The organism is Modicisalibacter tunisiensis (genome assembly GCF_020148005.1).
Classification (GTDB): Bacteria; Pseudomonadota; Gammaproteobacteria; order Pseudomonadales; family Halomonadaceae; genus Modicisalibacter; species Modicisalibacter tunisiensis.
On sequence record NZ_JAGXFD010000001.1, the window covers coordinates 1462493 to 1484545 of the forward strand.

20 protein-coding genes and 1 pseudogene are annotated in these 22053 nt (G+C 69.7%); 17 read left to right on the forward strand and 4 right to left on the reverse strand.

Annotated elements, in window-relative coordinates; all coding sequences use genetic code 11:
• The first annotated feature begins 16 nt into the window (after positions 1 to 16).
• The 8 genes from rimM (at position 17) to KGQ91_RS06860 (ending at position 8718) form a co-directional block, all read left to right on the forward strand.
• Complete coding sequence (gene rimM / locus KGQ91_RS06825) at positions 17 to 559, forward strand: ribosome maturation factor RimM (RefSeq protein WP_377172722.1); 543 nt, start codon at positions 17 to 19, stop codon at positions 557 to 559.
• Positions 560 to 624: 65 nt separating this feature from the next.
• On the forward strand, positions 625 to 1413 hold the full coding sequence (gene trmD / locus KGQ91_RS06830) for a tRNA (guanosine(37)-N1)-methyltransferase TrmD (RefSeq protein WP_224416805.1): 789 nt from the start codon (positions 625 to 627) through the stop codon (positions 1411 to 1413).
• A 140-nt stretch (positions 1414 to 1553) separates the two neighbouring features.
• A complete protein-coding gene (gene rplS / locus KGQ91_RS06835) occupies positions 1554 to 1910 on the forward strand; it encodes a 50S ribosomal protein L19 (protein ID WP_163648297.1) in 357 nt (118 codons plus the stop codon).
• Positions 1911 to 2021: 111 nt separating this feature from the next.
• On the forward strand, positions 2022 to 2927 hold the full coding sequence (gene xerD / locus KGQ91_RS06840; protein ID WP_224415763.1) for a site-specific tyrosine recombinase XerD: 906 nt from the start codon (positions 2022 to 2024) through the stop codon (positions 2925 to 2927).
• Positions 2928 to 2930: 3 nt separating this feature from the next.
• Entirely contained in the window at positions 2931 to 3674 is a 744-nt protein-coding gene (locus KGQ91_RS06845; protein ID WP_224415762.1) for a DsbC family protein, read from the forward strand.
• Between the two features lie 135 nt (positions 3675 to 3809).
• Entirely contained in the window at positions 3810 to 5126 is a 1317-nt protein-coding gene (locus KGQ91_RS06850) for a homoserine dehydrogenase (protein ID WP_224415761.1), read from the forward strand.
• A gap of 193 nt (positions 5127 to 5319) precedes the next feature.
• The gene (gene thrC / locus KGQ91_RS06855; RefSeq protein WP_224415760.1) at positions 5320 to 6708 is read left to right on the forward strand and encodes a threonine synthase; all 1389 of its coding nucleotides are present in this window, start codon (positions 5320 to 5322) and stop codon (positions 6706 to 6708) included.
• Positions 6709 to 6906: 198 nt separating this feature from the next.
• Complete coding sequence (locus KGQ91_RS06860; RefSeq protein WP_224416804.1) at positions 6907 to 8718, forward strand: single-stranded-DNA-specific exonuclease RecJ; 1812 nt, start codon at positions 6907 to 6909, stop codon at positions 8716 to 8718.
• A gap of 116 nt (positions 8719 to 8834) precedes the next feature.
• On the opposite strand, the gene KGQ91_RS06865 is transcribed toward KGQ91_RS06860, so the two are convergent.
• A complete protein-coding gene (locus tag KGQ91_RS06865) occupies positions 8835 to 11825 on the reverse strand; it encodes a heavy metal translocating P-type ATPase (protein ID WP_163648302.1) in 2991 nt (996 codons plus the stop codon).
• Positions 11818 to 12246 (reverse strand): MerR family transcriptional regulator, encoded by a 429-nt coding sequence (locus KGQ91_RS06870; protein ID WP_163648303.1) that lies wholly within the window; start codon positions 12244 to 12246, stop codon positions 11818 to 11820. Before KGQ91_RS06870 ends, KGQ91_RS06865 begins: the two co-directional genes overlap by 8 nt.
• Positions 12247 to 12479: 233 nt before the next feature.
• Here KGQ91_RS06870 and KGQ91_RS06875 point away from each other — a divergent pair, with 233 nt between their 5' ends.
• The 8 genes from KGQ91_RS06875 (at position 12480) to rimI (ending at position 20523) form a co-directional block, all read left to right on the forward strand.
• Positions 12480 to 13751: an OmpP1/FadL family transporter gene (locus KGQ91_RS06875; protein ID WP_224420614.1), complete on the forward strand. Its 1272-nt coding sequence runs from the start codon at positions 12480 to 12482 to the stop codon at positions 13749 to 13751.
• Between the two features lie 167 nt (positions 13752 to 13918).
• A protein-coding gene (gene prfB, locus KGQ91_RS06880; RefSeq protein ID WP_163648305.1) for a peptide chain release factor 2 occupies positions 13919 to 15017 on the forward strand; the annotation gives its coding sequence in 2 pieces (ribosomal slippage) (positions 13919 to 13993 and positions 13995 to 15017; 1098 coding nt in all).
• 185 nt (positions 15018 to 15202) lie between these two features.
• Positions 15203 to 16753 carry a lysine--tRNA ligase gene (lysS, locus tag KGQ91_RS06885; protein WP_163648306.1) on the forward strand — a complete coding sequence of 517 codons (1551 nt, stop codon included), beginning with the start codon at positions 15203 to 15205 and terminating at the stop codon, positions 16751 to 16753.
• Between the two features lie 258 nt (positions 16754 to 17011).
• A complete protein-coding gene (locus KGQ91_RS06890) occupies positions 17012 to 17398 on the forward strand; it encodes a hypothetical protein (protein WP_163648307.1) in 387 nt (128 codons plus the stop codon).
• Positions 17399 to 17470: 72 nt separating this feature from the next.
• Complete coding sequence (locus KGQ91_RS06895) at positions 17471 to 18871, forward strand: MFS transporter (protein ID WP_163648330.1); 1401 nt, start codon at positions 17471 to 17473, stop codon at positions 18869 to 18871.
• 65 nt (positions 18872 to 18936) lie between these two features.
• Entirely contained in the window at positions 18937 to 19248 is a 312-nt protein-coding gene (locus KGQ91_RS06900) for a BolA family protein (RefSeq protein ID WP_163648308.1), read from the forward strand.
• Positions 19238 to 20068 carry a hypothetical protein gene (locus KGQ91_RS06905; protein ID WP_163648309.1) on the forward strand — a complete coding sequence of 277 codons (831 nt, stop codon included), beginning with the start codon at positions 19238 to 19240 and terminating at the stop codon, positions 20066 to 20068. Before KGQ91_RS06900 ends, KGQ91_RS06905 begins: the two co-directional genes overlap by 11 nt.
• Positions 20065 to 20523, forward strand: a complete 459-nt coding sequence (rimI, locus tag KGQ91_RS06910) for a ribosomal protein S18-alanine N-acetyltransferase (protein WP_224415754.1) — start codon at positions 20065 to 20067, stop codon at positions 20521 to 20523. Before KGQ91_RS06905 ends, rimI begins: the two co-directional genes overlap by 4 nt.
• A 16-nt stretch (positions 20524 to 20539) precedes the next feature.
• Here rimI and zapB read toward each other — a convergent pair whose 3' ends face one another.
• On the reverse strand, positions 20540 to 20743 hold the full coding sequence (zapB, locus tag KGQ91_RS06915; protein ID WP_163648311.1) for a cell division protein ZapB: 204 nt from the start codon (positions 20741 to 20743) through the stop codon (positions 20540 to 20542).
• 67 nt (positions 20744 to 20810) lie between these two features.
• Positions 20811 to 21440, reverse strand: coding sequence for a 16S rRNA (guanine(966)-N(2))-methyltransferase RsmD (gene rsmD, locus KGQ91_RS06920; protein ID WP_163648312.1), 630 nt, complete (start codon positions 21438 to 21440; stop codon positions 20811 to 20813).
• Positions 21441 to 21529: 89 nt separating this feature from the next.
• On the opposite strand from rsmD, the pseudogene KGQ91_RS06925 reads away from it, so the two are divergent.
• A pseudogene (locus tag KGQ91_RS06925) lies at positions 21530 to 22053 on the forward strand (signal recognition particle-docking protein FtsY); the annotation flags it as partial.

Genomic DNA, 22053 nt, shown 5'->3' on the forward strand with positions numbered 1-22053 from the left:
GACCCCCGGCATGCCGATGGACGCAGCGCCCGAGGCGGCAGCGGACGATTACGTCGTGCTGGGCAAGCTGACCAGCCCCTATGGTGTCAAGGGCTGGCTCAAGGTGTACTCGTACACCGACCCGATGGAAGGCATCCTCGACTATCCGGAGTGGATCCTCGTGCAGCGCGGCACGCAGCATGTCTACCGCGTGGCCGGGGGGCGGCGCCACGGCAAGGGCCTGGTCGCCGGTCTGGAAGGCGTGGAGACCCGTGAGCGGGCCGAGCAGCTGGCCGGTGCCGAGATTCGTCTGGCCAAGCAGCAGCTGCCGAGGCTCGAACCCGGGGATTACTACTGGCACCAGCTCGAGGGCCTGCGGGTCGTGACGCGCGAGGGCGTCGACCTGGGCTTCGTCGACTACCTGTTCGAGACCGGCGCCAACGATGTGCTCGTGGTGCGCGGTGACGCGGACAGTCGCGATGCCGAGGAACGTCTGCTGCCGTTTCTGCCCGACGAGGTGATCCTCGAGGTGGATCTCGAGGCCGGTCGTCTGACGGTCGACTGGGATCCGGAATTCTAGACCGGGGAAACCCGGGAGCATGCCGCGCATGGCGTGGCAGCCGTGATTGGGCCATGGGGCAAGCCGTGTGGATTGGTGTCGTTTCCCTGTTTCCGGAGATGTTCGAGGCCGTGACCGGCTACGGCGTGACCGGGCGGGCGGTCAAGCAGGGGCTTCTGGACATCGAGTTCTGGAATCCGCGGGAGTACGCCACGGACCGCCATCGTACGGTGGACGACCGGCCCTATGGCGGTGGCCCCGGCATGCTGATGAAAGTCGACACGCTGCGCCAGGCGATTCACGCGGCGCGTGATCGCGGCGAAGCGCAGTTCGGCGTCCCGCCGAAGGTGGTCTACCTGTCGCCGCAGGGGCGACCTCTGGATCAGCGGGGCGTGGGCGAGCTGGCGGCCGACGGCCCGTTGGTACTGGTCGCCGGGCGTTACGAAGGTATCGATGAGCGCGTCGTGGAAAGCGACATCGACGAGGAGATCTCGATCGGCGACTATGTGCTCAGCGGCGGCGAGCTGCCGGCCATGGTGCTGATCGACGCCGCGGCCCGGCTGGTGCCCGGCGTGCTGGGCCACCAGGGCTCGGCCGAGGAGGACTCCTTCACCGATGGGCTGCTGGACTGCCCGCACTACACGCGCCCCGAGGTGATCGACGGGCGTCGGGTGCCGGATGTCCTGCTCAGCGGCAACCACGAGCGGATTCGTCGCTGGCGTCTCCAGCAGGCGCTGGGCCGCACCTGGCTGCGGCGCCCGGAACTGCTGGAGGGGCGCACGTTGAACACGGAGCAACGCGCGCTGCTCGAGGCGTTCATCGAGGAGCACGCCGCAATGGCGGAGGAGCGTGACGGTTCGGTCGTCGACGACTGAGCGCCACGCGTCACCCATACAGTCGTTCCCGCGTCTTCGAACGTCGGGATCACACGCCGGGCGGGTATCGCCACGGCCCCGGGCCGTCAGCGCAACGCGGCGAGCCCGCCCGGCACATTATCAGTCAAGGAGTTTGCATCATGAGCAGCAAGAACAAGGTGATCCAGGCGTTGGAAGCCGAGCAGATGGAAAAGGCCATTCCGGAGTTCGGCCCGGGTGACACCGTGGTCGTGCAGGTCAAGGTCGTCGAGGGCAACCGCGAGCGTCTGCAGGCCTTCGAAGGCGTGGTGATCGGCAAGCGCAACCGGGGTCTGAACTCCGCCTTCACCGTGCGCAAGATCTCCCACGGTGTCGGCGTCGAGCGGACCTTCCAGACCTACAGCCCGCTGGTCGACTCCATCGCCGTCAAGCGTCGCGGCGACGTGCGCCAGGCCAAGCTCTACTACCTCCGCGAGCGCAGCGGCAAGTCGGCACGCATCAAGGAAAAGCTGGCCTGATACGGCCTTCGTTCCGGGGCGCGGCGTGAGCCGTGTCCCGTGTCGTGCGACCCCGTCGCCGCGTCATGCGGGGCGGGGTTTGTCGTATCCGGAAGGAGGCGAGTCGCGTCCATGAGCCACACGCGGGAGCGCGATGAACGGCGCATCGAGGCGTTCCTCGATGCGCTGTGGCTGGAGCAGGGCGCCAGCGAGCACACCCTGAGCGCCTACCGCCATGACCTGCTGGCCTGGCTCGCACAGCTGGACGAGGCGGGCGGGTCGCTGCTGCAGCCGGCGGCCGAGGCGCTGCCGGCCTGGCTGGACGGCCGTCGGGAGGCCGGCTATCAGCTGCGCAGCAATGCCCGGCTGGTGTCCAGCCTGCGGCGCTTCTACCGCTGGGCCCTCGAACAGGGTGAGTGCGAACACGATCCGCTGGCCGATGTGCGCCTGCCGCGGGTGCGGGCGAAGCTTCCCGATACCCTCGACGAGGACGAGGTGGAGCGCCTGCTCGAGGCGCCGGCCACCGATACCCCGCTGGGGCTGCGCGACCGGGCCATGCTCGAGGTGCTCTATGCCTGCGGGCTGCGGGTCTCGGAGCTGGTCGGCCTGCGCCACGACAGCATCAACAGCCGCCAGGGCGTGGTGCGCGTGCTGGGCAAGGGCGACAAGGAGCGCCTGGTGCCGCTGGGCGAGGAGGCGCAGGCGTGGCTGGAACGCTACCTGCGCGCAGGCCGGGCGGCGCTGATGAGCGACGTGCGGCGGGCGCCGCTGTTTCCCGGTCGCGGCGACAACTTCATGACCCGCCAGACCTTCTGGCATCGCATCAAGCACTACGCGCGCCTGGCCGGGATCGACAAGCCGCTCTCGCCACACACGCTGCGCCATGCCTTCGCCACGCATCTGCTCAACCATGGTGCCAATCTGCGTGTCGTGCAGCTGTTGTTGGGGCATAGTGACCTGTCGACGACCCAGATCTACACCCATGTGGCCCAGGCCCGCCTGGAAGCCCTGCATGCGGCACACCATCCGCGAGGTTGAATCATGCAGCGAATGACACGGATCCTGTCCCTTCTTTTCCTGAGCGGCCTGGTGCTGGCCGGCGTGGCCCGGGCGGCGGTCCCCGAGGCGCTGACCGATACCTTCACCGTCAACGGCAAGCCGGTTCCGGTCAAGACGGTCAACGAGACGCCCCTGAAGGGCCTCTACGAGGTGCGCCTGACCAGCGGGGAAACGCTCTACAGCGATGCCGAGGGGACCTACTTCGTCGCCGGTGAACTCTATGCCAATCGCGATACGGGGCTGGTCAACCTGACCCGGCAGGCCGAGAACGCCGAGCGCGACAAGCGGCTGGCCGCCATTCCCGAGTCGCAGCGCGTCATCTTCCGCGGTACCGGCGAGCCCAGGGCGGTCCTGCGGGTATTCACCGACGTGACCTGCCCCTACTGTCGCAAGCTCCACGAGGAGGTACCGACCCTCAATCGCATGGGCATCGCGGTGGAATACCTGGCCTTTCCGCGCAGCGGGCTGGGTTCCGCCGGCGCGCGGCAGATGGCGCAGGTCTGGTGTGCCGACAACCGTCAGGAAACCCTGACCGACGCGATGCACGGCAAGGCACCCACCAACCCGCCGGACTGCGACAATCCGGTGGCTGACCAGTATCATCTGGGCCTGAAACTCGGCGTTCAGGGCACGCCGGCGATCGTCCTGCCCGACGGCCGCCTGGTGCCCGGCTATGTGCCGCCCAGGCGCCTGGCCGCCATGCTGGGGCTGGACCCGGCCGGCTGAGCCGCCCACGGCGCCGCTCTCGGGGCAACCCGGGCGCCGATCGACAATGACATGCCCCGGGTTCTCGGGGAGACTGGACACAGGCGGCCCTCGGCGGGCCGCGATCGAAGCACGGAAAATCGGGGGAGCAAGACGTTGAAACCGGTGAGAGTTGGGATCTGTGGACTGGGGACCGTCGGCGGCGGCACCTTCAATGTGCTGATGCGCAATGCCGACGAGATCGCGCGACGCGCGGGGCGGCCGATCGTCATCGAGCAGATCGGTGCCCGCCGCGACAACCCCGAGTGCGACACCGCCGGGGTCAAGGTCACCGCGGACATCTTCGAGGTCGCGCGCAACCCCGACGTCGACGTGCTGGTCGAGCTGATCGGCGGCTATGACGTGGCCCGCGAGCTGGTGCTCACGGCCATCGAGCACGGCAAGCACGTGGTCACCGCCAACAAGGCGCTGATCGCCGTGCACGGCAACGAGATCTTCCAGGCCGCCCACGCCAAGGGCGTGATCGTCGCCTTCGAGGCCGCGGTGGCCGGCGGCATCCCGGTGATCAAGTCGCTGCGCGAGGGGCTGGGCGCCAACCGCATCCAGTGGGTCGCCGGCATCATCAACGGCACCGGCAATTACATCCTCACCCACATGCGCGACGAGGGCCGGGCCTTCGAGGACGTGCTCGCCGAGGCCCAGGCGCTGGGCTATGCCGAGGCCGACCCGACCTTCGACGTCGAGGGCATCGACGCCGCCCACAAGCTGACCATCCTCGCTTCCATCGCCTACGGCGTGCCGCTGCAGTTCGAGAAGGCCTACACCGAGGGCATCTCGCGGATCACCGCCGAGGACGTCGAGCAGGCCGACAACCTGGGCTACATCATCAAGCACCTGGGCATCTCCAAGCGCACCGAGACCGGGCTGGAGCTGCGCGTGCATCCCACGCTGATCCCCAAGGAGCGGCTGCTGGCCAGCGTCCACGGGGTCAAGAACGCCATCGCCGTGATGGGCGACGCCGTGGGACCGACCCTCTACTACGGCGCCGGCGCGGGGGCCGAGCCGACCGCCTCGGCGGTGGTCGCCGACCTGCTCGACGTGGCCCGCGACATCACTACCGCCCATCACTACCGGGTGCCGTACCTGGCCTTCAGCGGCATCCGCGAGGGTGACCAGAGCCTGCCGATCCTGCCCATGGAGGAGATCGTCACCGCCTACTACCTGCGCCTGCTGGCGGTGGACCGCCCCGGGGTGCTGGCGCGGGTGGCGACGATCCTCTCCGAGCAGGGCATCTCGATCGAGGCGCTGATCCAGAAGGAAGCCACCGAGGGCGAACTGGTGCCGATCATCCTGCTGACGCACCGTACCCGCGAGCAGCACATGAACGAGGCGATCCGTCAGCTCGAGTCGCTGGCCGACATCGCCGGGCCGGTGATGCGGATCCGGGTCGAGTCCCTGGACGAACAGGAGTAAGTCACCCCGAATCCGGGGCTGCGCTCGGCCATGCGTCGTTGAAACGCGGCTTGGACTGCTCATTTACCTCGGTAAACTCCGCGTCCGCGCCACGTTTCGTCTAGCCTGGCCATCGCTCGCCTCCGCCTTCGGCGCGACTTGCAGTATGGGCTTACAGTAGGGGCTGATAGCCCACGACTGGGTGGAAATCAAGATGCGTTATATCAGTACACGCGGGCAGGCGCCGGCGCTGAACTTCGAGGATGTGGTGCTGACCGGCATGGCCAGCGACGGTGGCCTCTACGTGCCCGAGACGGTGCCGCAGCTGTCCCGCGACGAGCTGGCCGAGATGGCCGGGCTGTCCTACGCGGAGATCGCCTTCCGGGTGATGAAGCCGTTCGTCGGCGGCGAGATCGACGACGACACCTTCCGCGACATCGTTCACGACGCCTATGCCACCTTCAGCCACGAGGCAGTGGTGCCGCTCAACCAGCTCGGCGCCAACCACTTCCTGCTCGAGCTGTTCCATGGCCCGACGCTGGCCTTCAAGGATGTCGCCCTGCAGCTGCTCGGCCGGCTGCTCGATCACTTCCTGAAGAAGCGCGGCGAGCGGGCGGTGATCATGGGCGCCACCTCCGGCGATACCGGCTCGGCGGCGATCGAGGGCTGCCGTCACTGCGACAACCTGGACATCTTCATCCTCCACCCGCACAACCGGGTCTCGGAGGTGCAGCGCCGCCAGATGACCACGGTGCTCGCCGACAACGTCTTCAACATCGCCATCGAGGGCAACTTCGACGACGCCCAGGCGATGGTCAAGGCCAGCTTCGCCGATCAGGCGTTCCTGAACGGCACCCGGCTGGTGGCGGTCAATTCGATCAACTGGGCACGCATCATGGCCCAGATCGTCTACTACGTCGCCGCCGGCGTGGCGCTGGGCGCCCCGCAGCGCAAGGTGAGCTTCTGCGTGCCCTCGGCCAACTTCGGCAACGTCTTCGCCGGCTACACGGCCTACCAGATGGGGCTGCCGGTCGAGCGCTTCGTGATCGCCACCAACGCCAACGACATCCTGCATCGCACGCTGGCCGACAACGACTTCTCCAAGCGCGAGCTCGAGGCCACGCTGGCGCCGTCGATGGACATCGTGGTGTCGTCGAACTTCGAGCGGCTGCTGTTCGACGCCTACGAGCGCGACGGCGACGCCGTGCGCGCCCTGCTCGAGCGCTTCCAGAACGAGCCCACGGCGCTCGCCGAGGCGCCGCTGGCCCGGCTGCGCGAGAAGTTCGCCAGCCACAGCGTGGATGACGCGACGATCCTCGAGGTGATCCGCGAGGCGCACCATCGCACCAAGGAGATCCTCGACCCGCACACCGCCACCGGCTACCGGGCGGCCGAGGTCTGCCGCGGCGATGCGAGCGTGCCGATGATCACCCTGGCCACCGCGCACCCGGCCAAGTTCGCCGATGCCGTGGTCAAGGCCGGCTTCCCCGGCGTGCCGCTGCCCAGCCACATGGACGACCTGCTCGAGCGCGAGGAGCGCTACAGCGTGCTGCCGGCCGAGCTCGATGCCGTGCAGCGGTTCGTCGCCGACCACCGCCGATGAGTCTTCGTTGCCGGTGAGTGGACTCGCGAGCCGGACGAGGGGCACCGGGGGCTGGTCCAAAGAGGAGGTCCGGCGCCAGGGATGGCGCCGGTAGCGCCCAGGGAGGGGGTTACAGCGCCTCCTCGGCGAGCCTGCCCCCGGATCAGCCCCGTGCGACCGAATTCGCTATCCCTTCCAGAGGAGCCGGGCTTGGATGCCGTGACCGATTCCCACGACCTGCATGAATGTCTCGCCCCCCGCATCCTGCCGCGCGCGCGCGACGAGGCGCTCTACCGCCGCGCCCGGGAGGCGGGCCTGACCGAGCTTCAGGCGCGGGTGCTGGCCGGGCGCCTGTCCGGCTATCAGGGCGAGCTGGCGCCGCTGGTGACGCCGAGCCTGCGGCATCTCGCGCATCCCGAGCGGCTGGCGGATGCCCGGCGCGCCGCCGAGCGGCTCGCCCGGGCGGTGGCCGAGGGCGAGCACATCGGCATCCTCACCGACTACGATGTCGACGGCATCACCTCCCACGTGGTGATCCGGCGCACCCTGAGCGAGCTGTTCGGGGTGCCGGATCAGCGCATCCACAGCCTGATCGGTCATCGCATCTTCGACGGCTACGGCATCAGCCTGCCGCTGGTGGAGCGCACCCTGGCGCTGACGCCGCGACCCAGCGTGATCGTCACCGCCGACTGCGGGTCCTCCGATGAGCCGCGCATCGCCCGGCTCGCCGCGGCGGGCATCGACGTGATCGTCAGCGATCACCACGCCCTGCCCGAGGCGGGGCCGCCGGCCTCGGCCTACGCCACGGTCAATCCCACCCGCCGCGACTGCGGCTTCCCCGACCCGACCATCGCCGGCTGCATGGTCGCCTGGCTGGTGATGTCGCTGACCCGCGCGGTGCTGATCGAGATCGGCCACCTTCCGCCCTCGACGCCCAAGCTCTCGCCCTGGCTCTCCTACGTGGCGCTGGGCACGGTCGCCGACTGCGTGTCGCTGGGCGGCAGCGCCATCAACCGTGCCGTGGTCGCCCAGGGCCTGACGCTGATCAACCGCATGGAGGCGCCCTGCTGGCGGGTCATGGCCGAACGCCTGGGGCCCGACAGCGTGCCCTTCGACGCCGAGACGCTGGCCTTCCAGATGGGCCCGCGCATCAACGCCCGCTCGCGGCTCGACGACCCCTACGCGGCGCTGCACTTCGTGCTCGCCGCCGATGACGCCACGGCGCGCCGCCACCTCGAGGTGCTCGATGCCGACAACCAGTCGCGCAAGACGATCGAGGCGGAGATGGTCGAGCAGGCCCGGGCGGTGGCCACGGCGCAGGTCGCCGAGGGCGCGCGGGTGCTGATCGTCCACCTGGAAACCGGCCATGCCGGGGTCCAGGGCATCGTCGCCTCGCGGCTGGTGCAGGCCTTCGGCCGCCCGGCGCTGGTGCTGACCCCGGCGGCGCAGCCGGGCATGCTGACCGGCTCGGGGCGCTCGGTCGAGGCGCTGCACCTGCGCGACGCCCTGCAGCGCGCCCATGACCTTTCGCCCGAGGCGCTGCCGCGCTTCGGGGGCCATCGCGGGGCGGCCGGGGTCGGCGTGCCGCTGGAGCAACTCGAGGTGTTTCGCGAGGCATTCGCCCGCGCGGTGGACGAGCGGCTCGGCGAGCGCGAGCTCTATCCCTGCGTGTTCACCGACGGCGAGCTGGCCGCCGATCAGCTCGACCTGGCGACGCTGGACGAGCTCGAGCGCCTGGCGCCCTACGGCCGCGAGTTCGAGGCGCCGCTGTTCGACGGCGAGTTCCGGGTCGAGCAGCTGCGGGTAGTGGGCGCCGACGGCAGCCACCTGATGCTGACGCTGTCGCAGGGGGCCGTCAGCGTGCGGGCGATCTGGTTTCGCGCCCTGACGCCCGGCGAGCTGCCGGCGTTCGATCTCGGCGCACGGCTGCGCTGCGCCTACAAGCTGTCGCGCAATCGCTGGCGGGGGCGGGAGTCGCTGCAGTTGATGGTCGAGCATGCCGAGCGGCTGCCCGACCGAGGCGGGAAATGAGCGGGCCGGCCGAGCGATCGGCCGGCCCGACGTCGAGGTGGATCAGTGGCGGGGCGCCCAGAACCACCAGGCGATGCCGGCGATCAGCGCCAGGCCGATGACGTTGACGAGTACACTCATGCCGAAGCCTCCCGTGTCGTTTCCCGCGGGGTGAACAGGCGCAGCCGGTTGGCGTTGCTGACCACGGTGACCGAGGACAGCGACATCGCCACCGCCGCAATGACCGGCGACAGCAGCATGCCGGTGGCCGGGTAGAGCACCCCGGCGGCGATGGGAATGCCCAGCACGTTGTAACCGAACGCGCCCCACAGGTTCTGCTTGATGTTGCGCAGCGCCGCGCTACTGATGGCGATGGCGTCGGCGACGCCATGCAGCGAGTTGCGCATCAGCGCGATGCCGGCCGACTCGATCGCCACGTCGGTGCCGGCGCCGATGGCGAAGCCCACGTCGGCACGCGCCAGGGCGGGGGCGTCGTTGATGCCGTCGCCGACCATGCCGACGATCTCGCCGCGGGCCTGCAGCTCGGCGATGGCGTCGTGCTTGTCCTCCGGCAGCAGGCCGGCCCGGTAGTCGTCGATACCGGCCTCCGCGGCGATCGCGGCGGCGGTGGAGGCGGCATCGCCGGTGAGCATCACCACCCTGAGCCCCGCCTGGCGGAGCCGGGCGACGGCCGCCACGGCGTCCTCGCGCAGCGGGTCGGCGACGGCGAACAGCGCCGCCAGCCGGCCGTCGACGGCCAGGTGGATCACCGTGCGGGCCCGCGACTCGGCATCCTCGATCCAGGCGCGGCCCGGCGCGAGATCGACCCCGGTCTCCTGCATCAGGGCGGCGTTGCCCAGCAGCAGGCGCTCGCCGTCGGGCCCCCGGGCCTGGACGCCGCGCCCGGTGAGCGAGGTGAAGTCGCGGATGGCGGCGGGGGTGGCCGAGGCGGCCTCGGCATGGGCCACCAGCGCCGTGGCCAACGGGTGCTCGGAGCCGCGCTCCAGCGCCAGGGTCAGGCCCAGAATGCGCGCTTCGTCGTCGAAGGCCTGCCAGTCGGTCACGCTGGGCTTGCCCTCGGTCAGGGTGCCGGTCTTGTCGACCACCAGCGTGGTCAGGCGGCTGGCGGTCTGCAGCGCCTCGCCGCTGCGGATCAGCACGCCGTACTCGGCGGCCTTGCCGACGCCGATCATGGTCGAGATGGGCGTGGCCAGGCCCAGGGCGCAGGGGCAGGCGATGATCAGCACCGTGGTGGCGGCCACCAGCATGTGGATGATGCGCGGCTCGGGGCCGACGTTGAACCATACCAGCGCCGTGATCACGGCCAGGATCATCACGGTCGGCACGAAGACCGCCGCCACCCGGTCGGCCAGCCGGCTGATCGGCGGGCGCGAGTTCTGGGCGTTGCGGACCTGCTCGATGATCCGCGACAGCCGGGTCTGCTGCCCCACGCGCGTGGCGCGGTAGACCAGCGAGCCCTTGCCGTTGACGGTGCCGGCGGCCACTTCGTCGCCCTGACGCTTGGCGACCGGCATCGGCTCGCCGGTGAGCATCGATTCGTCGATGAAGCTCTCGCCCTCGAGCACCTCGCCGTCCACCGGCAGGCGCTCGCCGGGGCGGACCCGCAGCCGGTCACCCTCGCGGACCTCGTCGATGGCCACGTCGCGCTCCTCGCCGTCGCGGAGAACCCGGGCCGTCTGTACCTTGAGGTCGAGCAGGTGCTTGAGCGCCTGGGAGGTCCGGCCGCGGGCGCGGACCTCGAGGGCCTGGCCGACGTTGATCAGACCCACGATCATCAGCGAGGCCTCGAAGTACAGGGCGCGCGCCGCCTCCGGCACGATGCCGGGGGCCAGGGCGACGACCATCGAGTACAGCCAGGCCACGCCGGTGCCCACGGCGACCAGCATGTCCATGTTGGCCTGGTGATGGCGGAAGGCCTTGACCGCGCCGACGAAGAACACCCGGCCGGCGGTGGCCAGCACGCCGAGGGTGCCCAGCCCCACCAGGACCCACAGCCAGCGTTCGCCGCCGCCGAGCACCGGTTCGTGGACGAACATCAGGCCCATCAGCGCCAGCCCGGGGACCAGCGCGACCACGGTGTCGCGCAGCCGGCGGCGATACTCGCGGGCCTCGTTGGCCTCGCGCTTGGCCTCGCCGCGCTCCAGGTCCTCGATCACCTCGGCGCTGTAGCCGGCGTCTTCCACCGCCTTGACCAGCGCCTGCGGGGAGGCCGTGCCGCTGACCGAGGCGGTGCGGCTGGCGAAGTTGACCTCCGCCCGGGCGACGCCCTCGGTGGCGTCGAGCGCCTGCTGGATGGTCCGCACGCAGCTGGCGCAGGTGATGCCGGACAGCGCCAGTTCGAGGTTCTGCGGCTGGCCGCCGGTAGCGGCGGCTGTGAAAGCGGGCTCGCCGTCCGGCTCGGCATCCGGCTTGCTGGCCGGCGTCTCGGGCTCGGGGGCCGACGGCGAGGCGCGGCGCGCCTCGGGAGCGGCCGGTTCGGCGGTGGTGTCTTCCGGTGGATAGCCGGCCTTGCCGAGCACGGCGTCGATCAGGGCGTCCGGCAGGTAGCTGGCCACCATCAGGCGCTTCTCGGCGGGCTCGCCCTCGACCCGCGCCAGCGGGTCACGGGCCTGAAGGGCCTCGCGCATGCGCTTCACGCAGCCCTGGCAGGACATGCCCGGGACCCGGCGGGTGCGGGTCGTGAAACGCGCGGGTTCGGCATGGTAGCCGGCGGTCTCGGTGGCCTCGACCAGTGTCGCGGTGTCCAGCGCGCTGTCGACCGTCAGCCACCCGGCACTGGGCTCGCCCTCGACGACGGCCGCGGCGTCCTGCTCCTGAATGGTCCGACGAATCTTGCCGACGCACCCCTGGCAGCTGACCCCCTCGGTCAGGAAGGCGTGGGGCGCGCGGTCGACGGGCGCGGCGTCGAAGCCGGCCTCGCGGATCGCCGCGATGAGCGCCTCGGTGTCTTCGGTGGTGGTGACACGGGCCAGGCGCGTGTCGAGGTCGATGTCCGCCTCGCCGTCGAGCGCGCTCAGGGCCCGGCGTGTCTTGTTGACGCAGCCGTTGCAGGTCAACCCCTGCAGCGCCAGCGCATGCGGCCGGCGCCGAGTCGCGGTATCACTCATGATGTTCGGTCTCCTGCGGCAGGTTCCAGTGCTCGATCAACCGACAGATGGTATGGCCGTCCGGGGCGCCGTCGGGCATGTCGGACCAGTTGGCCAGGGCGTTTTCCATGCGCTCGGCCAGGCGTTCGAGCTCGATGATGCGCTGCTTGATCTCGGGCAGGCGGGCCGCGAGCAGATCGCGCACCATGGGGCAGGGGGAGTCGCCGTGGTCGGCATGCTCGAGAATCTCGCCGATCTCCCGGAGGCTGAAGCCCAGGGTCCGGGCGCGTTGAATGAAGCGCAGGCGGTTGAGGTCGGCCTGATCGTAGATCTGGTAGCCGTTGTCGGGGTCGCGCTCGGGGCTCAGCAGGCCCTCCCGCGTGTAGTGGCGCACGGTTTCCGCGGTCACGTTCGCCGTCTTGGCCAGTTCTCCCACTTTCATGCCTGGTTCCTCCCTGCTGTTGCATAGCAGTTTAAAACCCTTGGGTAACACAAGGGTCAAGGCGAGCCCGGTCGAATAAGGTTCGACCAATGGGGGAGGTGTCGGAGGTGTTAAAACGGACGTTTGTCCTTGACTTGATATCGGCGATCAGCCAAAACGGTGAGACGTTTCATTGTCCGGTATGGGCAAGCCGATCCACCGCCAGCCCCTCGGGGAACAGGATGTCGATAATCATGCATAACAACAGGAACAAGCTCGCCATCGCCATCGCCGCTGTCTCGGCCGCGATCTCGACCTCTGCCGCGGCCGGGGGCTTCCAGTTGAACGAGCAGAGCGTGAGTGCCCAGGGCACCTCGTTTGCCGGGCGCACCTCGAATGTCACCGACGCCTCGATCGTGTTCGGCAATCCGGCGGGGATGTCGTTTCTCGACCGCACCCAGGTTACCGCCGGGGCCACCTATCTCGACGTCAACAGCGATATCGACAACGCCGCGGGGACCACGGCGCTGGGCACCCCCGTCACGCCGGGGACCAACGAGGGCGACATGGTGCCGGGCAAGACGGTGCCCTTCGGCTACTTCGTCCAGCCGATCAACGACCACCTGCACTTCGGCCTCGGCGTCTATGCGCCGTTCGGGGTGATCACCGACTACGAGAGCCGTTTCGAGGGACGCTACTTCGGCAGCTACAGCGATGTGGAGGTGATCACCGTCCAGCCGACGCTGTCGATCAAGTTCAACGACCAGTTCTCGGCCGGTTTCGGCGTGACCTACAACCGCATCGATGGCGAGCTGGAAAAGGCCACCTATGGCGGGCCCTTCGGCGACGGCAGCGTCAATGTCCAGGGCGACGACGAGGCCTGGGGCTTCACCTTCGGCCTGATGTACAAGCCGGTCGAGTCCACCACCCTCGGCGTGACCTACCGCTCCGATGTCGACTACACCCTGGACGGCGACCTCAGGACCCGCAACGTCTACGCCGGTGGCACGCGCACGCTGCCCGATGCGACCTACGATGCCTCGCTGGACATCACCCTGCCGGAAACCATCGACTTCTCGGTGACCCACGACGTCAACGACCGCTGGACGCTGATGGCCGGGGCGGCGCTGGTCAAGTGGAGCAGCTTCGACCGACTGGTGATCGCCAACGACAGTCCGCTGGGCACGCGCACCGAAGTCCAGGATTACGACGATGCCTGGCAGTATGCGCTGGGGACCGCCTATCAGGTATCGCCGGCCTGGGTGCTGCGTGCCGGCATCGCCTACGATGACTCGCCGATCCGCGACGCGGTGCGTACCGTGCGCGTGCCCTCCGGAGACCGCACCATCTACTCGCTGGGCGCGGGCTGGACGCCGGTGCCGGACCTGACTCTCGACGTCGCCTATACCTACATCGACGAGGCGACCGCCTCGGTCGACGAAGCCTCCCGCACGGCCGGCCGCTACCGGGCCGACTACCACAACAAGATCCACGGCATCGGGGGCCAGCTGACCTACCGCTTCTGATCCCTTCACGTCCCCGCCGGGCTCGGCCGTTCGGCCGGGCCCGGCGCCCGTCATGCGGATGACGCCCTCGGGCTGTTTGGCTACAATGGGCGCCTTTCGACACGCGGCGCCCGGCCGTCGTCTCGCCGGCGTCCGGTGTCGCCATCGCCCATCAAGACGGGATCACCATGCAAGAGATCAATCCGATCAATCACCTCATCAAGGACCTGTCCGAACGGACAGACGTCCTGAGGGGGTATCTTTGACTATGCCGAAAAGAAGGATCGGCTAGAGGAAGTCACCCGCGAGCTCGAGAACCCGGACATCTGGAACGACCCGGACTATGCCCAGAAGCTGGGCAAGGAGCGCGCCACCCTCGAGAACATCGTCGCTACCATCGACCAGCTCGACCAGGGGCTGGCCGACAACCGCGAGCTGCTGGAACTGGCGGTGATGGAGGAGGACGAGGATACCGTCGAGGAGGTGAAGCGCGAGCTGGAAAATCTGCAGGCCAGCCTCGAGAAGCTCGAGTTCCGGCGCATGTTCGCCGGCGAGATGGACGAGAACAACGCCTACCTCGACATCCAGGCCGGCTCCGGCGGCACCGAGGCCCAGGACTGGGCCAACATGCTGCTGCGCATGTACCTGCGCTGGGCCGAGCATCACGGCTTCAAGGCCGAGATCACCGAGCTTTCCGCCGGCGAGGTGGCGGGCATCAAGTCGGCGTCCGTGCACGTCCAGGGCGAGTACGCCTTCGGCTGGCTGCGCACCGAGACCGGCGTGCACCGCCTGGTGCGCAAGAGCCCGTTCGACTCCGGCGGTCGTCGCCACACCTCCTTCGCCTCGGTGTTCCTGTCGCCGGAGGTGGACGACAGCTTCGAGATCGAGATCAACCCGGCCGACCTGCGCGTCGACACCTATCGCTCCAGCGGCGCCGGCGGTCAGCACGTCAACACCACCGATTCGGCGGTGCGCATCACTCACGAGCCCACCGGCATCGTGGTGGCCTGCCAGAGCCAGCGCAGCCAGCACGCCAACCGCGACTTCGCCATGAAGCAGCTCAAGGCGAAGCTGTGGGAACACGAGATGGAGAAGCGCAACGCCGCCAAGCAGGCGGCCGAGGAGTCCAAGGCCGACATCGGCTGGGGCAGCCAGATCCGCTCCTACGTGCTGGACGACCAGCGCATCAAGGATCTGCGCACCGGCGTGCAGTCCAGCAGCTGCGAGAAGGTGCTGGATGGGGATCTGGATCAGTTCATCGTGGCCAGCCTCAAACAGGGCCTTTGAGCGACGCTATTGCGCTCGACGAGGCGGTGTTGCGGTGTTGCTCATCATGCTCATGGACAGCCACGTCCACTGCGCTGATTCGCACCGCCGCGCCTTGCCTCGTCGTCGCTCATGACGCGTCTCGACCTGGGTGGCACCTTCATCGCGCCACAATCGATAGCGACCTTCCATAGACAGGCAGAACCATGGCGAACCAGGACAACCAAGCGGCCGTCGAGGGCCAGGACGAGAACCGTCTGATCGCGGAGCGTCGTGCCAAGCTGGCGGCGCGGCGCGAGCAGGCCGCCGAGCGCGGCACGAGCGTCTTTCCCAACGACTTCCGTCGCGACAGCAGCGCCGCCGCGCTGCAGGCCGAGCTGGGCGACCGGGACAAGGAGGCGCTCGAGGCGCTGGACCGCCGGGCCGCGGTGGCCGGGCGCATCATGCGCAAGCGCGGGCCCTTCGTGGTCATTCAGGACGCGTCCGGCCAGATCCAGCTCTACATCGACAAGAAGGGCCTGCCGACCGAGACCCTCGAGGACATCAAGGGCTGGGACATCGGCGACATCGTCGCCGGTCGCGGCCCGGTGCACAAGTCCGGCAAGGGTGACCTCTATGTCAAGATGGACGAGGCGCGGCTGCTGACCAAGAGCCTGCGCCCGCTGCCGGACAAGTTCCACGGCCTGACCGATCAGGAATCGCGCTATCGCCAGCGCTACGTCGACCTGATCATGAACGCCGACTCGCGGCGGGTGTTCGAGACCCGCGCCCGGGTGATCAGCGCCATGCGCCGGTTCTTCGAGGACCACGGCTTCATGGAGGTCGAGACGCCGATGCTGCAGCCGATTCCCGGCGGCGCCACGGCCCGGCCCTTCATCACCCACCACAACGCGCTGGATCTCGACATGTACCTGCGCATCGCCCCCGAGCTGTATCTCAAGCGGCTGGTGGTGGGCGGCTTCGAGCGGGTCTTCGAGATCAACCGCAACTTCCGCAACGAGGGGCTGTCGACGCGGCACAACCCCGAGTTCACCATGATCGAGTTCTATCAGGCCTACGCCGACTATCACGACCTGATGGATCTCACCGAGGCCATGCTGCGCGAGGTGACGCGCTCCGTGCTGGGCACCACCACGGTGACCAACACCGTGCGTGACGCCGACGGCGAGGTGCTGGAGACCTTCGAGTACGACTTCGGCCAGCCGCTGCGCCGGCTGAGCGTGTTCGACGCCATCCTCGAGTACAACCCGGATATCCGGGCCGAGGCGCTGGCCGACGAGTCCGCCGCCCGCCAGATCGCCGAGCGTCTGGATATCGACGTCAAGGACGGCTGGGGCCTGGGCAAGGTGCAGATCGAGATCTTCGAGAAGACCGTCGAGCATCGCCTCCAGCAGCCGACCTTCATCACCGACTACCCGACCGAGGTCAGTCCGCTGGCGCGGCGCAAGGACTCGGATCCCTTCGTCACCGACCGCTTCGAGTTCTTCGTCGGCGGCCGCGAGATCGCCAACGGCTTCTCGGAGCTCAACGACGCCGAGGACCAGGCCGAGCGCTTCGCCGCCCAGGTGGCCGAGAAGGAGGCCGGCGACGACGAGGCGATGTACTACGACGCCGACTACATCCGCGCCCTCGAGCACGGCCTGCCGCCCACCGCGGGCGAGGGGATCGGCATCGACCGGCTGGTGATGCTGCTGACCGACAGCGCCTCGATCCGCGATGTGCTGTTGTTCCCGGCGATGCGCCCTTCCGGAGATTGAAGGCGCTGCGCGTCGGCCAGACCTCGTGGCGCGGGGGTTCGCCTTGCTCATGTACCACCTCGTACATTCCGCCGGCGAATCCCCGCGCGCCTGGTCTGGCGCAGGCTCGCCGCCTTCCGCGTGTTCCGGTGGGGCGGCGCATTCCCGCACAAGAGGGCGCGGTCGGGAAGTGTTGGTAAGGGGCGTGGCGAGCGCCCATAATGATCGGCGTTTTACTGGCGCGGCACATCCGTCGCGGCACCTTCGAGGAGAGTCCCGATGAAACTGCTCAACCGCTCCGCGCTGAGCGTCAAGCCCACCCAGGCGTTCGTCGACTGGGTCAACTCGCTCGAGCCCGTGATGGGCGACGACGATCTGACGCTGGGGGATGTCGACAGCGAGAGCACGGTGTACCTGATCCCCGAGATGGATACGCCGGAGGCACTGCAGGCCTATGTCCGCGAGCGGTATCTGGACATCCTCGAGAACGAGCTGCGTGCCTGGGAGGAGGACACCCGGCAGTGGCCGGAATCCCTCGACTGGGCACTGTTCGAGCGCTTCCTGGTCGTCGAGCACAGCTATCTCGCCCTGGATCTCGAGAACGACGAGCCGATCGAGATCGCCGACATCGACGACGACCTGCTGATGGACGCCGACGAGGACTGAGCACGCGGTGTCGCCTTCGCCTTGCCCTGATTGCCGTTCCCGCCTCGGCCGCCGGACGCCTCCGGCGTGCTGATGCGCCGCCTGTTCGAGACCCGCCCCGGTGACACCGGCCTGCCCGGCCCGCAGCGGCGCTGGGCCCTGCTGGTGCTGGTGATGGGCACGCTGATGGCGGTGTTCGACGGCGGCATCGTCAATATCGCCCTGCCGACCCTGGCCCGGGAGCTGAATGTCAGCGAGTCCCGGGTGGTGTGGATCACCAACGTCTATCAGCTGGTCAGTGCCTCGTCGCTGCTGGCCTTCGCGGCGCTGAGCCGCCTGCTGGGCCGGCATCGCCTCTACATCGGCGGCCTGGCGGTGTTCACCGTGGCCTCGCTGGCCTGTGCCCTGGCGCCGGGCTTTGCCTGGCTGGTGGGGGCGCGGGTCGTCCAGGGGCTGGGGGCGGCGGCGATGCTGTCGATCGGCCCGTCGATGTACCGGGTGATCTTCCCGCCGCGGCTGCTGGGCTCGGCGATCGGCATCGGTGCGCTGGTGGTGGCCTTCGGCATCGCCTTCGGCCCCTCGCTGGGCGGCGGTATCCTCTATCTGGCCAGCTGGCCCTGGTTGTTCGCCATCAACGTGCCGATCGGCATCGCCGCCCTGCTCCTGGCGCTCAGGGCGCTGCCCCGCGAGGCGCCCGAGGCGGGGCGCTTCGACTGGCCGGGGGCACTGCTCTCCGCGGGCATGGTCTCCACCTTCGTGCTGGCGCTCGACCAGCTGGGACACGGCGGGCTGCACCTGGTCGCCCTGGCGCCGCTGGCGACGAGCCTGGCCTGCCTGGCGGGCTTCATCCGCCGCCAGCGTCGGGCGGCGACCCCGCTGGTGCCGCTGGCGATGTTCCACGAGGCTCGCTTCAGTTATGCGGCGACGATCTCGATGTGCGCCTTCATCGCCCAGGGGGCGGCCTTCGTGGGGCTGCCGTTCCTGTTCCAGAGCGTCATGGAGCGCAGTCCCCTCGAATCGGCGGCGCTGTTCACGCCCTGGCCGCTGGCGCTGATGGTCACCGGCCCCCTGGCCGGTCGCCTGGCGGATCGCTTCAATCCGGCGGTGATCTCGTCGCTGGGCCTGGTGCTGTTCTTGGCAGGCATGCTGTCGCTGGCGCTGCTGGGCGAGGACACCACCCTCGGTCATGTCGTCTGGCGGGTCGCGCTGTGCGGCATCGGCTACGGCCTCTTCCAGGCACCCAACAACCGCGAGCTGCTGGGCGGCGTGCCGATGGCCTACAGTGCCAACGCCTCCGGGGTGATGGCCTCGGTGCGCACCTTCGGCCAGGCGGTGGGCACGGCGCTGGTGGGGCTGGTCCTGGCGCTGTCGCTCGGCGCGTCCGAGTCGCCGGTCGGCTCGCTGACGCTGGCGCTGTGGCTCGGTGTCGCCACCGTGAGCCTGGCGCTGGCGTTGAGCCTGCGGCGGATTCCGCTGGCCCGCCACGCTCGGTGATCCCGGCTTATCGCGGGTCGCCGCCAGGCGTTACAATGACTCCATTCTTGTCAGGAGGAGTGGTCATGAGTGTTCAGGCACGCATCGAAGAGAAACTGCACGATCTCGAGCCCGTGCACCTGAGTGTGGAGAACGAGAGCCACAAGCATCACGTGCCGCCGAACTCCGAGACGCACTTCAAGGTGACGCTGGTGTCGACGCGCTTCGAGGGGCTGATGCCGGTCAAGCGCCACCAGCAGATCTACGCGCTGCTGGCCGAGGAGCTGTCCGGGCCGGTGCATGCCCTGGCGCTGCATCTCTATACCCCGGCCGAGTGGGACGCCCGCGGCAGCCAGCGCCCCGACTCGCCGAACTGCCGAGGCGGCGGTGGTCGCTGAGCCGCTCGGCGAGCCGCAGCGTTCGCAGTACCTGGAGGCCATGGGGCTGACCGCCTGGGTCGGCCGTTATCGCCTGCCCAATGCCCGCGAGAGCCAGGCCTGCGACTGGCCGGAGCCGTCGCACGAACCGGCGCGTCCGCCGGCGCAACGCCTGCACGCCCTGCTCGACGAGGCCGCGCCCGAGCCACGCCCGATGGCAGCGAGCGAGGAAGCCCCGGTGCTGCCGCGCGCGAACGCCCGGCGCGCCAGGGCCCTGCTGGGGGGGGCTGCTGAGCCCCCCGAGCCCGAGACGCCGCAAGCCGTGCCCGCCGCCGCGGAGGCGGAAACCGTTTCGACGCCGGAACCTCGGGAAGCGCTGCGTTTCGCGCTGCAGGTGGCGGCGCTGGAGGGGCGATGGCTGATCCTGCTGCCCGGCGAGACGCCACCCGACGCGAAGGCCCTGCGCCTGCTCGGCAACCTGCTGCGTGCCGCCGGCATCGAGGTCGAGATGCCGGCATTCCAGGCGTTCCGCTGGCCGCTGATGGACGGGCTGAGTGCCGAGGCGCCGCTGCAGGAGGCGCAGGACGGGCTGCAGGCCTTCATCGACGGGCGCCGACGGCGGGGCTGGCAGCCCGAGCGGGTCCTGCTGTTCGGCGACGCCCCCGTGCTGAGCCGGGTGCTGGCGGCCGACGCAGACCGGTGCGGGCTGCTGGAGCTGCCGTTGTGGCAGGGCGAGACCCTGGCGACCCTGGCGACGTCGGCCGAGGCCAAGCGGGCCCTGTGGCCGTACCTCGCCGAATGGCGAACGGCCTGGCGGTCGCTGGAGGGGGGCGTGTCGTGACGCCGGTGCTCGAGCGGCTGACCCCGGCGGCACTGGAGGCGCTGGTCGCCGTCGAACGCGCCGGCCAGGCGCATCCCTGGTCGGAGGCGGCGCTGGCCGAGGCGCTGACGTCGCCGGCGTACGAACTCTGGGGAGCATACGCGCCGGGAGCGCCGGCGGAACTGCTCGGCCATGCGGCGCTGTATCGGTTGCCCTTCGAGGCGGAGCTGCAGGCGATTACCGTGGCGCCCGGCGCGCGTCGCCGGGGCATCGCCCGGTGCCTGCTCGAGCGCCTGCTGGCGCGGGCGGCCGCCTGGCGCAGCGAACGCCTGCTGCTCGAGGTGCGTGCCTCCAACGCGGCGGCACTGGCGCTGTACGCGGCGATGGGCTTTCGGGAGGACGGTCGGCGGCCGAACTACTATCCCGCCGGGGCGGGGCGGCGGGAGGCGGCCGTGCTGATGTCGCGGCCGCTGTAGGCGGCCGCGGCGCGGATCAGGAAACGGAGGACGTCTCGCTGCCTTCCATCTCGCGGAACTTCTCCAGCAGGCCACTCAGGCGGCGTTCCCACTCGTCGTGCTGCTGCTTGAGGCGGGCGTTTTCCTCGCGCAGCTCCTCGGCTTCCATCTTCAGCATCTCGAGCGACTCGACCGCGTGGGTCACCTTCTGTTCGAGCTGATTGAAAAGTTCGCTACTCATCCGTTTCTCCTGGTCGCTGATCGCGTTCGGGGGCCGTGTCTGCGCAGACTACGCCGTGGCGCGGGGCTCAGCAAGCCTCGCCCGCGGGCGGCGCACGATGATAGAGCCGGCCGTGGGTTTCGCCGGCGCGTACCTCGCGATGCAGGCGCCAGATGGAAGGCACCTCGGGGGGCAACTCCGCCTCGTGCTCGACGTAGATCCAGGCCTCCTCGTTCAGCCAGCCGGCTGCCTCCAGGGCCGCGCAGGCCGTCGCGGCATGCCCCTGACGAAACGGCGGGTCGAGGAAGACCAGGTCGAAGGGGGCCTCGGCGGGCGTGACCAGGAAGCTCTCGGCCGTGGCGTTGACCAGCCGCGCCGCCACGCCGAGCGTGTCGATGTTGGCCTGCAGCGCCCGGGCCACGGCGGGCTGGGCCTCGACGAACACCGCCTCGGCCGCGCCGCGGGACAGCGCCTCGAAGCCCAGCGCGCCGGTGCCGGCATAGAGGTCCAGCACCCGGCGCCCGGCGAGTTCGAAGGCCAGCCAGTTGAACAGCGTCTCGCGGACGCGGTCGGGGGTGGGGCGCAGGCCGGGGCTGTCGGGCACGCTCAGCAGGCGGCGCTTGAAGCGGCCGCCGATCAGGCGCAGCTTGCCGCTGGGCGGGGACGAGGCCCGGGCGTTGCGGCGCGACGCGGGCTTGCGGTGACGATGACGGCTCATGACCGGCGGATTGTACGCGCGCCGTGTCCACAGTGGTAGCGGGGGGTGTTAGGATACGGCGATTGTTTCCGTCCAGGTTTTGACTGCCCATGTTCGGTTTTTTCAAGCGCAAGAAGAAGCAGCAAGAGGCCGCGGAACGCGAGGAGCCGCGGCAGTCGACGGTCGAGGACGTCGAGGAGGAAGCGCCGGCGGACGCCGCGCCCGACAGCGGGGGCGACGAGGGCGAGGCGCGCGCCGCTCCGGCCGCCGACGCGGCGGAGGCGGCCGTCCACACGGTGGATCCCGAGGCCGACGAAGTCACCGACTATACTCCCGAGGTGCGCGAGCAGGCGGCCGCCCGCGAGGCGCTCGACGGCGATGTCGCGCCCGGCGAGGCCCGCAGCGCGCTCGAGGAGGCGCCGGTGGACACCGCGCGCGAGTCCCTCGCCGAGCCGGCCGGGCGGCCCGCCGATGCCGCCGAGCCGTCTCCGGAAGAGGAAGCCGCGGAGGATGACACCGCCGCGACGCCGGCGCAGCCTGTTGCCGAGCCCGAGCCCGAGCCCGAGCCCGAGCCCGAGCCCGAGCCCGAGCCCGAGCCCGAGCCCGAGCCCGAGCCCGAGCCCGAGCCCGAGCC

Coding starts and splice junctions, on each gene's coding strand:
- KGQ91_RS06865 (WP_163648302.1), bottom strand. CDS start 11,825: ATGAGTGATACCGCGACTCGGCGCCGGCCGCATGCGCTGGCGCTGCAG.
- zapB (WP_163648311.1), bottom strand. CDS start 20,743: ATGAGTAGCGAACTTTTCAATCAGCTCGAACAGAAGGTGACCCACGCG.
- KGQ91_RS06870 (WP_163648303.1), bottom strand. CDS start 12,246: ATGAAAGTGGGAGAACTGGCCAAGACGGCGAACGTGACCGCGGAAACC.
- rplS (WP_163648297.1), top strand. CDS start 1,554: ATGAGCAGCAAGAACAAGGTGATCCAGGCGTTGGAAGCCGAGCAGATG.
- KGQ91_RS06890 (WP_163648307.1), top strand. CDS start 17,012: ATGAAACTGCTCAACCGCTCCGCGCTGAGCGTCAAGCCCACCCAGGCG.
- rimM (WP_377172722.1), top strand. CDS start 17: ATGGACGCAGCGCCCGAGGCGGCAGCGGACGATTACGTCGTGCTGGGC.
- rsmD (WP_163648312.1), bottom strand. CDS start 21,440: ATGAGCCGTCATCGTCACCGCAAGCCCGCGTCGCGCCGCAACGCCCGG.
- KGQ91_RS06900 (WP_163648308.1), top strand. CDS start 18,937: ATGAGTGTTCAGGCACGCATCGAAGAGAAACTGCACGATCTCGAGCCC.
- xerD (WP_224415763.1), top strand. CDS start 2,022: ATGAGCCACACGCGGGAGCGCGATGAACGGCGCATCGAGGCGTTCCTC.
- KGQ91_RS06845 (WP_224415762.1), top strand. CDS start 2,931: ATGCAGCGAATGACACGGATCCTGTCCCTTCTTTTCCTGAGCGGCCTG.
- KGQ91_RS06875 (WP_224420614.1), top strand. CDS start 12,480: ATGCATAACAACAGGAACAAGCTCGCCATCGCCATCGCCGCTGTCTCG.
- thrC (WP_224415760.1), top strand. CDS start 5,320: ATGCGTTATATCAGTACACGCGGGCAGGCGCCGGCGCTGAACTTCGAG.
- KGQ91_RS06895 (WP_163648330.1), top strand. CDS start 17,471: ATGCGCCGCCTGTTCGAGACCCGCCCCGGTGACACCGGCCTGCCCGGC.
- lysS (WP_163648306.1), top strand. CDS start 15,203: ATGGCGAACCAGGACAACCAAGCGGCCGTCGAGGGCCAGGACGAGAAC.